Raw genomic sequence first — 16,183 nt, forward strand, 5'->3', positions numbered from 1 at the left:
ATAAGGATTTAAATGCTTTATTCGTTATTAAAAAAATATCTTTTTAGCCTGGACGCTGAAGACGCGCATGAAAAAGTGTGTAAAGTTTTAAGAGCGCTTTCTTCATCGCCCTTTTTGTGTCGTTTGATTGATTCTCAATGGGGTTATAAAAACCCAAAGCTTGAAAATGAAATTTTAGGCTTAAATTTCCCTAACCCCTTGGGCTTAGCCGCCGGTTTTGATAAAAACGCTTCCATGCTTAGGGCGTTAATTGCTTTTGGGTTTGGCTATTTAGAAGCAGGCACTCTCACCAATGAAGCGCAAGTGGGGAATGAAAAACCAAGGCTTTTCAGGCACATTGAAGAAGAATCCTTACAAAATGCGATGGGGTTTAATAATTACGGGGCGGTTTTAGGAGTGAGATCGTTCAAGCGCTTCGCTCCTTATCAAACCCCTATTGGCATCAATTTAGGCAAAAACAAACACATAGAGCAAGCGCATGCCCTAGAAGATTACAAGGCGGTTTTAAATAAATGTTTAAACATTGGCGATTATTACACTTTCAACCTTTCTTCGCCCAACACCCCTAATTTAAGGGATTTACAAAACAAAGCGTTTGTGAATGAGCTTTTTTGCATGGCGAAAGAAATGACCCATAAGCCTTTATTTTTAAAAATCGCCCCGGATTTAGAAACAGACAGCATGCTAGAGGTTGTCAATAGCGCTATTGAAGCCGGAGCGCATGGGATTATTGCGACTAACACCACGATTGATAAAAGCCTGGTGTTCGCTCCTAAAGAAATGGGGGGCTTGAGCGGGAAATGCTTGACTAAAAAAAGCCGTGAAGTCTTTAAAGAACTGGCTAAAGCTTTTTTCAATAAAAGCGTTCTTGTTTCTGTGGGGGGGATTAGCGGTGCCAAAGAAGCTTATGAAAGGATTAAAATGGGAGCGAGTCTGTTACAAATTTATAGCGCTTTTATTTACAACGGGCCAAATTTATGCCAAAATATTCTTAAAGATTTGGTAAAATTACTCCAAAAAGATGGATTTTTGAGCGTCAAAGAGGCTATAGGAGCGGATTTAAGATGAGATATTTTTCTGTTAAAAGACTTTTAGGGCTTAGTTCTGTCTTGTTAGTCACTTTAGGAGTGAGCATGCACGCACAATCTTACTTACCCAAACATGAGAGCGTTACCTTAAAAAACGGGTTGCAAGTCGTAAGCGTCCCCCTAGAAAATAAAACCGGGGTTATAGAAGTGGATGTGCTTTATAAAGTCGGCTCTAGAAACGAAACCATGGGAAAGAGCGGGATCGCTCACATGTTAGAGCATTTGAATTTTAAAAGCACCAAAAACCTTAAAGCCGGCGAATTTGATAAGATCGTTAAGCGTTTTGGGGGCGTGAGTAACGCTTCTACAAGCTTTGATATTACGCGCTATTTCATTAAAACCAGTCAAGCCAACTTGGATAAGTCTTTAGAATTGTTCGCTGAAACCATGGGTTCTTTGAATTTAAAAGAAGATGAGTTTTTGCCTGAGCGTCAAGTGGTCGCTGAAGAAAGGCGATGGCGTACTGATAATTCCCCTATCGGCATGCTTTATTTCCGCTTTTTTAACACCGCTTATGTCTATCACCCCTACCATTGGACGCCCATCGGTTTTATGGACGATATTCAAAACTGGACTTTAAAAGACATTAAAAAATTCCATTCGCTCTATTATCAGCCTAAAAACGCTATCGTTTTAGTGGTGGGTGATGTCAATTCCCAAAAGGTTTTTGAATTGAGTAAAAAGCATTTTGAATCCTTAAAAAACCTTGATGAAAAAGCTATCCCCACCCCTTACATGAAAGAGCCTAAGCAAGATGGAGCCAGAACGGCAGTCGTGCATAAAGATGGAGTCCATTTAGAATGGGTAGCCCTTGGGTATAAAGTGCCTGCTTTCAAACATAAAGATCAAGTCGCCTTAGACGCGCTAAGTAGGCTTTTAGGCGAAGGCAAAAGCTCATGGTTGCAAAGCGAATTGGTGGATAAAAAACGCCTGGCTTCTCAAGCTTTCTCGCACAACATGCAATTGCAAGATGAAAGCGTGTTTTTATTCATTGCGGGGGGTAATCCTAATGTCAAAGCCGAAGCCTTACAAAAAGAAATCGTAGCGCTTTTAGAAAAGCTTAAAAAAGGCGAAATCACTCAAGCGGAGTTAGACAAGATCAAAATCAATCAAAAAGCTGACTTCATTTCTAACTTAGAAAGTTCTGGCGATGTGGCGGGGCTTTTTGCGGACTATTTAGTGCAAAACGATATTCAAGGCTTGACGGATTATCAGCAACAATTTTTAGATTTAAAAGTGAGCGATTTGGTGCGTGTGGCTAATGAATATTTTAAAGACACCCAATCAACCACCGTGTTTTTGAAACCTTAAAAAGAGCCTTGTAACATGCAATTTCATTCATCTAGTGCGTTAATTACGCCTTTTAAAAAAGATTTGAGCGTTGATGAGGCCGCTTATGAATCCTTGATCAAGCGCCAAATTTTTCAAGGCATGGACGCATGCGTGCCTGTTGGCACGACAGGGGAATCCGCCACGCTCACCCACAAAGAGCACATGCGTTGCATTGAAATCGCCATAGAGACTTGCAAAAACACTAAAACGCCCTCAAATTCGCGCATGAAAGTGTTAGCCGGCGTGGGCAGTAACGCCACAAGCGAGTCCCTTTCTTTGGCAAAGTTCGCTCAAAAAATCGGTGCGGATGCGATTTTATGCGTAAGCCCCTATTATAACCGCCCCACCCAACAAGGCTTGTTTGAACATTATAAAACTATCGCTCAATCGGTGGAAATCCCTGTCATGCTTTATGATGTGCCAAGTAGAACAGGCGTGTCTATTGAAGTCCCAACCGCCCTCAAACTCTTTAGAGAAATCCCTAACATTAAAGCCATTAAAGAAGCGTCTGGCTCTTTGAAAAGAGTGACAGAATTGCATTATTATGAAAAAGATTTTAAAATTTTTAGCGGGGAAGATTCACTCAACCACTCCATCATGTTTTCAGGGGGGTGTGGCGTGATTTCAGTGACCGGTAATTTAATGCCTAATTTGATTTCACAAATGGTCAATTGTGCGATTAAACAAAAATACCAACAAGCCCTAGAAATCCAAAATAAGCTTTTTCATTTGCACCAAGCCCTTTTTGTAGAAACGAACCCTATCCCTATTAAAATGGCTATGCATTTAGCCGGCTTGATTGAAAACCCAAGTTACAGACTGCCTTTAGTGGCCCCAAGCAAAGAAACGATTCAACTTTTAGAAAAAACTTTACAACAATATGAGGTAATTGCATGAATGGTTCCAATCACATGAAAAATAAAACCCTAGTGATCAGCGGCGCGACGAGAGGGATTGGCAAGGCGATATTGTATCGCTTCGCTCAAAGCGGCGTGAATATCGCTTTCACTTACAATAAAAATGTTGAAGAAGCCAACAAAATCATAGAAGATGTGGAGCAAAAATATTCCATCAAAGCCAAAGCCTACTCTCTCAATGTTTTAGAGCCTGAGCAATACACAGAGCTTTTCAAGCAAATTGACGCGGATTTTGACAGAGTGGATTTTTTTATTTCTAACGCTATTATTTACGGGCGCTCTGTTGTGGGGGGATTTGCACCTTTCATGCGATTAAAACCTAAGGGGTTAAACAATATTTACACAGCCACCGTGTTAGCGTTTGTGGTAGGGGCTCAAGAAGCGGCAAAACGCATGCAAAAAATAGGCGGCGGGGCGATCGTGAGCTTAAGCTCTACCGGGAATTTGGTCTATATGCCTAATTATGCTGGGCATGGCAATTCTAAAAATGCCGTAGAAACCATGGTCAAATACGCTGCTGTGGATTTAGGCGAATTTAACATTAGAGTGAATGCGGTTAGCGGCGGGCCTATTGATACGGACGCTTTGAAAGCCTTCCCTGATTATATGGAGATTAAAGAAAAAGTAGAAGAGCAATCGCCCCTAAAACGCATGGGCAATCCTAACGATCTTGCTGGAGCGGCTTATTTTTTATGCGATGAAACCCAAAGCGGTTGGCTTACAGGGCAAACGATCGTTGTAGATGGCGGGACGACTTTTAAATAAAGATTTTTCTTGCAAAACATTATCCACATCCACCAAAACAAAGAGTTGCAATTCATTAAAAAATGCTTGTTGGGCTATTTCTTCGCCCCTTTGTGTGGGGCTGTTTTGTTGGTGATTTTTCTTGTTTCAAGCGGGGCAAAATCGTTTCAAATTTCCAACCTCTTCAGCCATCAACTAGCTTATATCGTGTTATTGTCTCTTTTTTTGTGCGCGCTTGGGTTTATTGCCGGAGCGATTGGTTTTTACAGGCTTTCTAAAATCACACGCCATCTGAGTTTTTTTGAAAATTTTGCTTTCAGCTTTTTGGCGGTGATTTTATGCGCTCTTTTAAGCTATCTTATCCCTAACGCCAGTAACGCTCTTTCGCTAATCGGTAATGGCGTTTCTATTTTTTATTTGCACAAACTCTATAGAGAATTGAGCCTTTACACGCAAGAAAGGTTTTTTTTAAGCGGATTTAGGTTGTTGCTTTTTAGTTTCATGCTGGCTCTTTTAGGGATTTTAACGCAAGCGTTAGTTATCATTTTTTTAACGATCGCTGTGGTTTTAATGTGTGTGGCGCTTGGCTTTTTAGGGCGCGCGTTTTTGAATTTTTCACAAGTCTTTTTGAAAGCATGAAAGTTTTAAAACTCCTGCCTAATTTTTTGACGATTTTACGCATTGTCTTATCCTTGTTTTTATTATTTTTATTGTTAAACACGCGCACTTATTTTAGTTTTTTAACCCCCTTTCACATTAACATGATCTCTTCATTGGTTTTTTTATTTGCCGCGCTCACGGATTTATTGGACGGCTACATCGCTAGAAGCTATAAAGCCAAATCGCGCTTTGGGGAAATCTTTGACCCTTTGGCGGATAAAATCCTTATTTTGAGCGCGTTTTTAGGGTTAGTCCATTTGGATCGGGTGAACGCGTGGATCCCGTTTGTGATTTTAGGGCGTGAATTTTTTATTTCAGGGCTTAGGGTTTTAGCCGCTAATGAAAAAAAGGATATCCCTGTCAATGCGTTAGGCAAGTATAAAACCGTTTCTCAAGTCGTGGCGATTGGCGCTTTATTAGCCAATTTAACTTACTCTTATGCGCTTGTGGCTATAGCGGTTTTTTTAACCCTTTATTCGGGGATAGATTACACGATTAAATATTATAAATCTTAATGTTTTAAAAGAAGTTTTTAGCGTTCTTTAAAAAAACCTTAAAACGCTTAAAAAGCTATCGCTTGATCAAGCTCTTTTACTATTTAATCTTTAAAAAATGCTTTTGATCGTTTTTTTTAAATTTTATTTTCAATATTCAATTAAAAAAAATCATTTTATTTTATTTTTGTTATAATTCAAGCTATTTTTATTTTCAATCTAAGGAGGTGCCGCATGGACAATCAAAAGATAACGCATCAAAATACCGCGCAAAAACAAGGCGAGCTTAAAAGAGACATGAAAATGCGCCATCTCTTAATGATTGCCTTTGGGGGAGCGATTGGCACAGGGCTTTTTGTAGGCACTGGAGGTAATATTGCGAACGCTGGCCCTTTAGGGACCTTGATCGCTTATTGTTTTGGAGGGCTTGTGGTTTATTGCATCATGCTCTCTTTGGGCGAATTGGCTAGCATTCATCCCACTACGGGAAGTTTTGGGGATTATGCGGCTAAATTCATAGGCCCTGGCACGGGCTATATGGTTTTTTGGATGTATTGGCTTGGCTGGGTGATCACGGTGGCGTTAGAATACATCGCTATAGGCATGCTCATGCAACGCTGGTTTGCTGGTATTCCTATCCATTATTGGGTGATCTTGTGCATTGCGTTAGTTTTTTTATTGAACTTTTTTTCGGTTAAAATTTTTGCCGAGGGCGAGTTTTTCTTTAGCCTGATTAAAGTTTTAGCGGTGATCGCTTTTATAGGCATTGGCGCGATTGGGATTATTTATCAAATCTATTCGCATGGGTTTAGTTCTATTTTTGATAACTTTTATTTTGGCGATAAAGGGTTTTTCCCTAACGGGAGCGCGGCGGTTTTTAGCGCGATGCTCGCTGTCATTTTTGCATTCACTGGCACAGAGGTGATTGGGGTGGCTGTGGGAGAGACTAAAAACGCTAGCGAAGTGATGCCCAAAGCGATTAAAGCGACCTTGTGGCGGATTGTCTTTTTCTTTTTAGGCTCGGTGTTTGTCATTTCTGTTTTTTTGCCCATGAACGATTCTTCTATCACGCAAAGCCCTTTTGTGAGCGTTTTAGAACGCATCAACTTGCCCTTTATTGGCATGGGTATCCCTTATGTGGCTGATATAATGAACGCTGTTATCATTACGGCGATGTTTTCTACCGCTAATTCAGGGCTTTATGGAGCGAGCCGCATGATTTATGGGCTGTCCAAACAAAAGATGTTTTTTAAGGTTTTTTCCAAACTCAACCGACAAGGCACGCCCACTTATGCGATGTTTTTTTCCCTTTCTTTTTCTCTCATAGGGCTTTTAGTCCAAATTTATGCCAAAGAAAATGTCGTGGAAGCTTTGATCAATGTGATCAGTTTCACGGTGATTATTGTGTGGGTTAGCGTGTCCGTTTCGCAATATTCTTTCCGCAAGCAATACTTAAAAGCCGGGCATTCTTTAGAGGATTTGCCTTATAAAGCCCCCTTTCTGCCCTTTTTGCAACTCATAGGGATCACTGGGTGCGTCATCGGCGTGATTGGTTCGGCTATGGATAAGGATCAACGCATTGGGATGATTTTAACGATTGTTTTTGCCATTGTGTGTTACATTGGATACTATTTTACACAAAAAGCTAATGAAAATAACAAAAAAGATTTGATATAATCTTTTTTTAATTTTGAAATTGACATCAATCAAGGAAGTAACCATGATGAAAAAAACTTTTTTTATCTCTTTGGCTTTAGCGTTAAGCTTGAATGCGGGCAATATCCAAATCCAAAGCATGCCCAAAGTTAGAGAGCGAGTGAGTGTCCCCTCTAAAGACGATACGATCTATTCTTACCACGATTCGATTAAGGATTCGATTAAGGCGGTGGTGAATATCTCTACTGAGAAAAAGATTAAAAACAATTTTATAGGTGGCGGTGTGTTTAATGACCCCTTTTTCCAACAATTTTTTGGGGATTTGGGCGGCATGATCCCTAAAGAAAGAATGGAAAGGGCTTTAGGCAGCGGCGTAATCATTTCTAAAGATGGCTATATTGTAACTAATAACCATGTGATTGATGGCGCAGATAAGATTAAAGTTACCATTCCAGGGAGCAATAAAGAATATTCCGCCACTCTAGTAGGCACGGACTCTGAAAGCGATTTAGCGGTGATTCGCATCACTAAAGACAATCTGCCCACGATCAAATTCTCTGATTCTAATGATATTTTAGTGGGCGATTTGGTTTTTGCGATTGGTAACCCTTTTGGCGTGGGTGAAAGCGTTACGCAAGGCATTGTTTCAGCACTCAATAAAAGCGGGATTGGGATCAACAGCTATGAGAATTTCATTCAAACAGACGCTTCCATTAATCCTGGAAATTCCGGTGGCGCTTTGATTGATAGCCGTGGAGGGTTAGTGGGGATCAATACCGCTATTATCTCTAAAACTGGGGGTAACCACGGCATTGGCTTTGCCATCCCTTCTAACATGGTTAAAGATATTGTAACCCAACTCATCAAAACCGGTAAGATTGAAAGAGGTTACTTGGGCGTGGGCTTGCAAGATTTGAGCGGCGATTTGCAAAATTCTTATGACAATAAAGAAGGGGCGGTAGTCATTAGCATAGAAAAAGACTCTCCGGCTAAAAAAGCAGGGATTTTGGTGTGGGATTTGATCACTGAAGTCAATGGGAAAAAGGTTAAAAACACGAATGAGTTAAGAAACCTAATCGGCTCTATGCTACCCAATCAAAGAGTAACCTTAAAAGTCATTAGAGACAAAAAAGAACGCACCTTCACCCTCACTCTTGCCGAAAGGAAAAACCCTAACAAAAAAGAAACAATTTCCGCTCAAAACGGCGCACAAGGCCAATTGAACGGGCTTCAAGTGGAAGATTTAACCCAAAAAACCAAAAGGTCTATGCGTTTGAGCGATGATGTTCAAGGGGTTTTAGTTTCTCAAGTGAATGAAAATTCCCCAGCAGAGCAAGCCGGCTTTAGGCAAGGTAACATCATCACAAAAATTGAAGAGATTGAAGTCAAAAGCGTTGCGGATTTTAACCATGCTTTAGAAAAGTATAAAGGCAAACCCAAACGATTCTTAGTTTTAGATTTGAATCAAGGTTATAGGATCATTTTGGTGAAATGATAGAGGTGGGTTGTTAGTCGCATGTCTTTGATTAGAGTGAATGGGGAAGCTTTTAAACTCTCTTTAGAAAGTTTGGAAGAAGACCCTTTTGAAACTAAAGAAACGCTAGAGATTCTTGTTAAGCAAACGAGCGTTGTTTTATTAGCCGCTGGGGAATCTAAGCGTTTTTCTCAAACAATCAAAAAACAATGGCTGCGCTCTAATCATACCCCCTTATGGCTCAGCGTTTATGAGAGCTTTAAAGAAGCCCTAGACTTTAAAGAAATCATTTTAGTCGTAAGCGAATTGGATTGTATTTATATCAAACGCCATTATCCTGAAATCAAGCTTATAAAAGGCGGAGCATCAAGGCAAGAATCCGTGCGTAACGCTTTAAAAATAATTGACAGCGCTTACACGCTCACCAGCGATGTGGCTAGGGGTTTAGCCAATATTGAAGCGCTCAAAAGTTTGTTTTTAACCCTCCAACAAACAAGCCATTATTGCATCGCTCCTTACTTGCCTTGCTATGACACAGCGATCTATTATAACGAGGCTTTAGACAGAGAAGCGATCAAACTCATTCAAACCCCGCAATTAAGCCACACCAAAGCGCTCCAATCAGCCCTAAATCAAGGGGATTTTAAAGATGAAAGCAGCGCGATTTTACAAGCTTTCCCTAATCGTGTGAGCTATATTGAAGGCAGTAAAAATTTGCACAAACTCACCACAAGCAGCGATTTGAAGCATTTCACGCTCTTTTTCAACCCAGCAAAAGACACTTTTATAGGCATGGGCTTTGATACGCATGCGTTCATTAAAGATAAGCCTATGGTTTTAGGGGGGGTTGTTTTGGATTGCGAGTTTGGGTTAAAGGCCCATAGCGATGGCGATGCTTTGTTGCATGCGGTTATTGATGCGATTTTAGGAGCGATTAAAGGGGGGGATATTGGCGAATGGTTCCCTGATAATGACCCCAAATACAAAAACGCCTCTTCTAAAGAGCTTTTAAAAATCGTGTTGGATTTTTCTCAAAGCATTGGGTTTGAATTGTTTGAAATGGGGGCGACCATCTTTAGCGAAATCCCTAAAATCACTCCTTACAAACCGGCGATTTTAGAGAATTTGAGCCAACTTTTGGGTTTAGAAAAATCTCAAATCAGCTTGAAAGCCACCACAATGGAAAAAATGGGGTTCATTGGCAAACAAGAAGGGCTGTTAGTCCAAGCACATGTGAGCATGCGTTATAAACAAAAACTTTAAATGTGATAAAATGTGATAAAAGGAAGAATGGATGAAAATCTTAATCATTGAAGACGATTTAGCGCTAGCCAGGAGTATTTCGCATAATTTGCATGATTTAGGGCATTTTTGCGAGATCATCTCTAGCATTTCAGAAGAAAATAAAGAGCCTTATGATGTGATTTTGGTTTCTTCTAAAGTTTGCACTCAAGGGCGTTGCGAACATTTTGTGCGTTATAATTCCAAGCAAATCATTATCATGATGGCTTCGCATGTCAATGAAGATGGCGTGAATAAGCCCATTCAAGCAGGAGCGAGAGATTATATCCTAAAACCTTTTAAAATGGATGAATTGTTGCGCAAGATCCAATACCATAAAGCCTACCAAGAAATGACCGCTCGCTTGGGATTTTATGAAAATTACTTAGACTTTATCCATGCGGAATTGCCCTTGCCTAAAGATTTTTCTTACCGGCCGCCCTTTATCATCCACACGCCCTCTCAAGAGCTTGCGAACGCTTATTTATTGCAATACGCTAAAGAAAGGCAAATGGATTTTTCTTTTTTCTCTTTAAAGGATACCACTTGGAAAGAACTATACAAGAATAAGGACAAACTGGAACGCCCTTTTTACATCATGCATTTAGAAGAGCTTAAAAAAGATGAGCAATTGAAATTGTTAGAATTGGCCCGTTCATGCCCTATTGTTTTGTCCTATACCCATAAAGAACCCCTAGAATTTCCTAAAATTGTGAGGATTGAGTGTGGCAATAACCCCCTATCTTTGTTCAGCAACCACACGACTTTCCTTTCCATTCAAGAATACGAAAAAGAAGCGATCAGGCATTTTTCTTCCACTTGCACCGATACAGAATTAGCCAACAAGCTTGGCATTAGCCGCAAAAGCCTTTGGGAAAAACGCCGGAAGTATAATTTACCGCGCAAATAAAAGAAAATCCTTAAGCTCTGTTTTCATTGGGCGTTTGATCATAAAATGTAAAAATGCCAAAAGCGTTTTTACAATCAAAAGATCTAAAGCGAGCGATAATCTCTCAAAATTTAGCGTATTTAATGAGAATAGAGCTAATTATTATTAAAACAACTTATTATTTGCTATATATTTACTATAATAGTTTAGCCTTTGAAAAGAGAAATTCAACTTAAGGATTAACCATTAGACAAGCACTTAACAAGGCAAGATTCACGCATTCAAAAACCCTTTTAATAGACATTGATTGTGTTATCCCTAATATTGTTAGGCGTTTGCTCTCTAATAAAACGCTCCCTAAAAGATTCGCTACTTGCAGCTTGCAAGAAGTGGGCATAATCTTTCTCACCACTCAAATTTTATCCATCATGCGCAAAACCCGTTGCTCTAAAACGCTTTTTTTTATCACTAGGGGCAGAGAGAGTTTCCGCTACCAGCTGTGCGATCATTACAAACAAAAACGCCACCAATTTAATGAAAATTTTAGATCTCTTTTAAAAGCTCTAAAGATCGCTTTAGTGGAAAAATACCCCCTAAAAAAAGGGGCTAAGATCCAGGGCGAACATTGTTTTGAATATGAAGCCGATGATATTATCTCTTTTTACAAAAAGAAAGACCCCAAAAATTATGTGATAGCCAGCATGGATAAGGATATTTTGTATTCCAATAGAGGCTCTCATTTCAACCTCAAAACCAACGCTTTTTTTAATGTGAGTCAAAAAGAGGCTCGTTTTTTTGCTTATTATCAGTGCGTTGTGGGGGATAAGGGGGATAATATTAAAGGGGTTAAAGGGATTGGCGGCTTCAACTATAAAGATTTTTTAAACGAAGACGCTAAAGAGCATGAATTGTGGGAGCAGATCATTCAAGCGTTCAAAATCAAAGAAGATTTGAGCGATAGCGAAGCTAAAGAAAAGGCTCTTTTAAACATGCGTTTGGTCAATATGCACCAGATGACCCACCATGGCGTAATCAAACTATGGGAGCCTGAGTTTAAAAAAACCTTTTTCCCTAAAAAACCCCAAAGACCTGATTTTAAAAGAATTTCTTGAAACATTTTTATCTTTGATTTTTTAAAAAGAAGAAATTATCGCTCGCTTTATCGCAAGCCTTTCATTATTGATTGCAAAAATGGTGTTTTTTAAAACAAAAACTTCCCAAAAAAGACAAAAGAACTATTTCCAAGACTTTTTCTCGTGGCTTTAGAATTGTAAGCATACACATACCCCCCACCCATATCAAAAGACAAACCCCTATAAGTCCAAACCCTAAAACTGCTCATTAAAGAATATTCTTGGTAATCCCCAAAAGCCACCATCGCGTCTAAACGCACCCTTTTAGTCTTAAGCCCTAAAAAAACATAGCCTGAAATGCTAGAATTAGCAAAATAAATCGCTGGCACGCCGGGCGCGTTGATCCCACGGCCATAGAATTTAGTCCTGTCGTTAAAAGTCCATAGATAGCCCTTATTGTTCCTTGCTGGAACGATATAAAAACCCGTTCCAAAATTAAAAATTTTGTATTTAAAAGTTTGATCGATCAAAAACAAGCCGGCATTTTTAACGCTTGTAGCCGCATCAGTGTTGCCGTATTGATACATGCCATGCACTAGAGTGTGCGAAGTGAAACCCTTAGCTAAAGAAGCGTCATACTCCAACTTACCCCCCACTTGCACTAAAACATTTTGGGTGGGCAAAGGCAAGCGGGTATCCGTTAAAATAAAAGGCACCACTTTAAGATTTTCATGCCTGTATTCTGCGCCCAAAACAAACACTTCCCCCCCTACATACAAGCGTTTAGACACAGGATCATAAGACGCTAGAGCGTTTAGGGAAGTAGCGATCCGATTCCCTTGCTCTTTATTGATCTGATGCCCATTATAAAGCATGCTATCCATAAAAATCCCAAAATAACGCATGGAATTTTGCTTAAAAGCCACAGAGACCCCTTGAATATTGCCCCCTATCCAATCAAAATCCACAAAATCGGTATTGAAACGCCCTAAAGCTATTTTAAAACGCTGGTTGGTGTATTGGATATACGCATCAGAAACATCGCCAGCGCTCAAATAAGGTCTAACATTTTTAGAACTACCAAAAAAATTCCCCAGACTGATGTAAAGGTTAGCCAAACGCTGTTTGTTATAAACATTCCAAGCTCCAATCGCTCCAATGCCAAAGGACCACCCATTGCTATAAGAAAAATCCACCCCAAGGCGCGCTAAAGCCCCCACATAGCTGTGAGAGTTTTTTTGCGCCCCTTGATTATACAATAGCCCCAAATAGCCAAAAGGTTTGACTGCGATTTCTAAAGCTTTCAAAGACAGACCATTTAAAAAAAGGATCCATAACGCTAAATAATATCTTTTCTTATTTTTCTTGTATTGCATTAAAAACTCATCGTGGATTTGAACTCCATATTTTAGTTAAAATTCCTTTTAATTGCGCTGAAACGGGTTTAAAATCTCCATTACCTAAAAGCATTATCAATAAACTTGATTGACTAACACTAAAGATTTATGATAGTATTCTAATAAAACTATTTTAAAGGTGATTCATGAGCAAGAGTTTATACCAAACTTTAAACGTGAGCGAAAACGCCAGCCAAGATGAAATCAAAAAATCCTACCGCCGTTTAGCCAGACAATACCACCCGGATTTGAATAAAACCAAAGAAGCCGAAGAAAAATTCAAAGAAATCAACGCCGCTTATGAAATTTTAAGCGACGAAGAAAAACGCCGCCAATACGATCAATTTGGCGATAACATGTTTGGCGGGCAGAATTTCAGCGATTTTGCTAAAAGCCGCAGCACCAGTGAAGATTTGGACGATATTTTAAGCTCTATTTTTGGGAGAGGAGGCTTTTCGCAAAGATTTTCTCAAAACTCGCAAGGCTTTTCTGGCTTTAATTTTTCCAATTTCGCCCCTGAAGATTTAGACATGACCGCCGCTTTAAATGTCTCTGTTTTAGACACCCTTTTAGGCAATAAAAAACAAGTAAGCATCAATAATGAGACTTTTAGCCTTAAAATCCCTATCGGCGTGGAAGAGGGCGAAAAAATCAGGGTTCGCAACAAAGGGAAAATGGGGCGAACGACTAGAGGCGATTTGCTCTTGCAGATCCATATTGAAGAAGATGAAATTTACAGGCGCGAAAAAGACGATATTATCCAAATCTTTGATTTACCCTTAAAAACGGCTCTTTTTGGAGGGAAAATTGAAATCGCTACTTGGCATAAAACCTTAACCTTAACCATTCCCCCTAACACCAAAGCGATGCAAAAATTCCGCATTAAAGACAAAGGGATCAAAAACAGAAAAACTTCGCATGTGGGGGATTTGTATTTGCAAGCTCGTTTGATTTTGCCTAAAACTGAAACGCTTTCTAATGAGTTGAAAGCGTTATTAGAAAAAGAATTGTAAGGAGGAATCGTGTGCGATTATGATGAACCGCTTTATTTGATAAGCGTCGTGGCTAAAATCTTAGGCGTGCACCCTCAAACCTTGCGCCAATATGAAAAAGAGGGTTTGATAGAGCCTAGCAGGACTGATGGGAAAATGCGCTTGTATTCCCAACGAGACATGGACAAAATCAAAACGATTTTACGCCTTACAAGGGATATGGGGGTTAATCTTGCGGGCGTGGATATTATTTTGCGTTTAAAAGAAAAGCTTGATGAATTAGACAACCTCAATAAAGAGTTGCAAGACGCTCTGCACAAACACTCTAAAAACAATAAAACCCCAACGAAAAATTTAAACACCCCTACTAATTTTTATGAATTGATTTTATTTAAAAAATGAGCCTGACTGCGCTTTTAAACCCAACAAGCCTGGAAGATTTTTTAGGCCAAGAGCATTTAATAGGGAAAGACGCTCCCTTATTTAAAGCCCTACAATCCAAACACTTCCCCCATGCCTTTTTCTATGGCCCTCCTGGCGTGGGTAAAACAAGCCTGGCTCAAATCATCGCTCGCATGCTAGAGCGCCCCATTCTTTTATTTAATGCGACAGATTTCAAATTAGAGGATTTACGCCTTAAGCTTAAAAATTACCAAAACACCCTTTTAAAGCCCGTTGTTTTTATTGATGAAACCCACAGATTGAATAAAACCCAACAAGAATTTTTACTCCCCATTATGGAAAAAGATCACGCTTTAATCTTAGGGGCTAGCACGCAAGATCCTAATTACAGCCTAAGCCATGCGATCCGATCAAGAAGTTTTATTTTTGAATTGACCCCCCTAAAAAAGAGCGATTTAGACAAGCTTTGCGCTAAAGCTTTAACATTGCTCAAAAAACAAATAGAGCTTGACGCTAAAACTTATCTTTTAAACAACAGCGCTGGCGATGCTAGAGCGTTATTAAACCTTTTAGATTTGAGCGCTAAAATAGAAAATCCTATCACTTTAAAAACGCTCAAATCCTTACGGCCTCATAGCCTAAATGACGGATCTTATAGCGATGATACGCATTATAATCTTACTAGCGCTTTAATCAAGTCTTTAAGAGGGAGCGATGAAAACGCTTCCATTTATTATTTGGCGCGCTTGATTGCTGGTGGGGAAAACCCAGAATTTATCGCTAGAAGACTGGTGATTTTTGCGAGCGAAGATATTGGTAACGCTAACCCAAACGCCCTTAATTTAGCCGCTTCTTGCTTGTTTTCAGTCAAACAAATCGGCTACCCTGAAGCGCGCATCATTTTAAGCCAATGCGTGATTTATTTGGCTTGTTCGCCCAAGTCTAACACGGCTTATAGAGCGATCAATCAGGCTTTGGATTGCGTTCAAAAAGGCTCACTCTACCCTATTCCTAAACACCTGTTGCCTAACGCTAAAGACTATCTTTACCCGCATGATTATAACGGCTATGTCAAACAAGATTATTTGGGAAAACCCCTAGATTTGGTTTCTTCTCAAGGCATAGGGTTTGAAAAAACCCTTTTAGAATGGCTTGATAAGATAAGAAATTGATCTTATAAATTACATTAAAATGCGACAATGGTAATAAAAAATCAATATTTTTTGATTAAATTAAAATAATAATGAGTTTTATCTATGTTTCATCGCATTATTATTGTATAATAATATTCTAGTTATAAAAATCATTTTACGGATAAGGAAAATATTAACATGAAAAGATTAGAAACTTTAGAATCTATTTTAGAGCGCTTGAGAATGTCTATCAAAAAAAACGGACTCAAAAATTCAAAACAAAGAGAAGAAGTGGTGAGCGTTTTGTATCGCAGCGGCACACACCTAAGCCCTGAAGAAATCACGCATTCTATCCGCCAAAAGGACAAAAACACCAGCATTTCTTCAGTCTATCGCATTTTGAATTTCTTAGAAAAAGAAAATTTTATCTGTGTTTTAGAGACTTCAAAAAGCGGCCGGCGCTATGAAATTGCGGCCAAAGAGCACCATGATCACATCATTTGTTTGCATTGCGGTAAGATCATTGAATTTGCAGACCCTGAAATTGAAAACCGCCAGAATGAAGTCGTTAAAAAATATCAAGCCAAGCTGATTAGCCATGACATGAAAATGTTTGTGTGGTGTAAAGAATGCCAAGAGAACGCGTAAAAG

Annotated in this window: 16 protein-coding genes; 15 read left to right on the plus strand and 1 reads right to left on the minus strand. The window is 39.4% G+C overall.

The annotated features are described in order from the left end of the window. The first annotated feature begins 12 nt into the window (after positions 1-12). The 11 genes from FIM44_RS01560 to FIM44_RS01615 all read left to right on the plus strand — a co-directional run bounded on the left by FIM44_RS01560 (position 13) and on the right by FIM44_RS01615 (position 11,647). The gene (locus FIM44_RS01560; protein WP_140578757.1) at positions 13-1,068 is read left to right on the plus strand and encodes a quinone-dependent dihydroorotate dehydrogenase; all 1,056 of its coding nucleotides are present in this window, start codon (positions 13-15) and stop codon (positions 1,066-1,068) included. Beyond that, on the plus strand, positions 1,065-2,399 hold the full coding sequence (gene pqqE / locus FIM44_RS01565) for a zinc protease PqqE (RefSeq protein WP_140578759.1): 1,335 nt from the start codon (positions 1,065-1,067) through the stop codon (positions 2,397-2,399). The genes FIM44_RS01560 and pqqE overlap by 4 nt, the downstream gene beginning before the upstream one ends. A gap of 15 nt (positions 2,400-2,414) precedes the next feature. Further along, positions 2,415-3,317 (plus strand): 4-hydroxy-tetrahydrodipicolinate synthase, encoded by a 903-nt coding sequence (gene dapA, locus FIM44_RS01570; protein ID WP_120814774.1) that lies wholly within the window; start codon positions 2,415-2,417, stop codon positions 3,315-3,317. Then, positions 3,314-4,102 (plus strand): enoyl-ACP reductase, encoded by a 789-nt coding sequence (locus FIM44_RS01575; protein ID WP_001014516.1) that lies wholly within the window; start codon positions 3,314-3,316, stop codon positions 4,100-4,102. The genes dapA and FIM44_RS01575 overlap by 4 nt, the downstream gene beginning before the upstream one ends. Positions 4,103-4,111: 9 nt before the next feature. Further along, a complete protein-coding gene (locus FIM44_RS01580; protein WP_140578760.1) occupies positions 4,112-4,720 on the plus strand; it encodes a hypothetical protein in 609 nt (202 codons plus the stop codon). Next, positions 4,717-5,256 (plus strand): CDP-diacylglycerol--glycerol-3-phosphate 3-phosphatidyltransferase, encoded by a 540-nt coding sequence (gene pgsA / locus FIM44_RS01585; RefSeq protein ID WP_017180680.1) that lies wholly within the window; start codon positions 4,717-4,719, stop codon positions 5,254-5,256. Before FIM44_RS01580 ends, pgsA begins: the two co-directional genes overlap by 4 nt. A 213-nt stretch (positions 5,257-5,469) precedes the next feature. Continuing rightward, positions 5,470-6,912 (plus strand): amino acid permease, encoded by a 1,443-nt coding sequence (locus tag FIM44_RS01590; RefSeq protein ID WP_140578762.1) that lies wholly within the window; start codon positions 5,470-5,472, stop codon positions 6,910-6,912. Between the two features lie 43 nt (positions 6,913-6,955). Then, positions 6,956-8,386 (plus strand): Do family serine endopeptidase, encoded by a 1,431-nt coding sequence (locus FIM44_RS01595; RefSeq protein ID WP_140578764.1) that lies wholly within the window; start codon positions 6,956-6,958, stop codon positions 8,384-8,386. Between the two features lie 21 nt (positions 8,387-8,407). Then, entirely contained in the window at positions 8,408-9,628 is a 1,221-nt protein-coding gene (locus tag FIM44_RS01600; RefSeq protein WP_140578766.1) for a bifunctional 2-C-methyl-D-erythritol 4-phosphate cytidylyltransferase/2-C-methyl-D-erythritol 2,4-cyclodiphosphate synthase, read from the plus strand. 31 nt (positions 9,629-9,659) lie between these two features. Further along, on the plus strand, positions 9,660-10,556 hold the full coding sequence (locus FIM44_RS01605; RefSeq protein ID WP_101000603.1) for an OriC activity response regulator: 897 nt from the start codon (positions 9,660-9,662) through the stop codon (positions 10,554-10,556). A gap of 224 nt (positions 10,557-10,780) precedes the next feature. Then, a complete protein-coding gene (locus FIM44_RS01615) occupies positions 10,781-11,647 on the plus strand; it encodes a 5'-3' exonuclease (protein ID WP_140578767.1) in 867 nt (288 codons plus the stop codon). An 89-nt stretch (positions 11,648-11,736) separates the two neighbouring features. On the opposite strand, the gene FIM44_RS01620 is transcribed toward FIM44_RS01615, so the two are convergent. Then, positions 11,737-12,984: an outer membrane family protein gene (locus FIM44_RS01620; protein ID WP_140578769.1), complete on the minus strand. Its 1,248-nt coding sequence runs from the start codon at positions 12,982-12,984 to the stop codon at positions 11,737-11,739. 167 nt (positions 12,985-13,151) lie between these two features. On the opposite strand from FIM44_RS01620, the gene FIM44_RS01625 reads away from it, so the two are divergent. From FIM44_RS01625 to fur, 4 genes are all read left to right on the plus strand, one after another. After that, complete coding sequence (locus FIM44_RS01625; protein WP_140578771.1) at positions 13,152-14,018, plus strand: DnaJ C-terminal domain-containing protein; 867 nt, start codon at positions 13,152-13,154, stop codon at positions 14,016-14,018. Positions 14,019-14,027: 9 nt separating this feature from the next. Next, positions 14,028-14,399, plus strand: coding sequence for a heat shock protein transcriptional repressor HspR (locus FIM44_RS01630; RefSeq protein ID WP_000332993.1), 372 nt, complete (start codon positions 14,028-14,030; stop codon positions 14,397-14,399). Continuing rightward, positions 14,396-15,571: a replication-associated recombination protein A gene (locus tag FIM44_RS01635; RefSeq protein WP_140578772.1), complete on the plus strand. Its 1,176-nt coding sequence runs from the start codon at positions 14,396-14,398 to the stop codon at positions 15,569-15,571. Before FIM44_RS01630 ends, FIM44_RS01635 begins: the two co-directional genes overlap by 4 nt. Before the next feature lie 159 nt (positions 15,572-15,730). Beyond that, positions 15,731-16,180 carry a ferric iron uptake transcriptional regulator gene (gene fur, locus FIM44_RS01640; protein ID WP_000824991.1) on the plus strand — a complete coding sequence of 150 codons (450 nt, stop codon included), beginning with the start codon at positions 15,731-15,733 and terminating at the stop codon, positions 16,178-16,180. The last annotated feature ends 3 nt before the right edge of the window (positions 16,181-16,183 follow it).

The sequence above is a fragment of the Helicobacter pylori genome (genome assembly GCF_006440215.1).
Classification (GTDB): domain Bacteria; phylum Campylobacterota; class Campylobacteria; order Campylobacterales; family Helicobacteraceae; genus Helicobacter; species Helicobacter pylori_CS.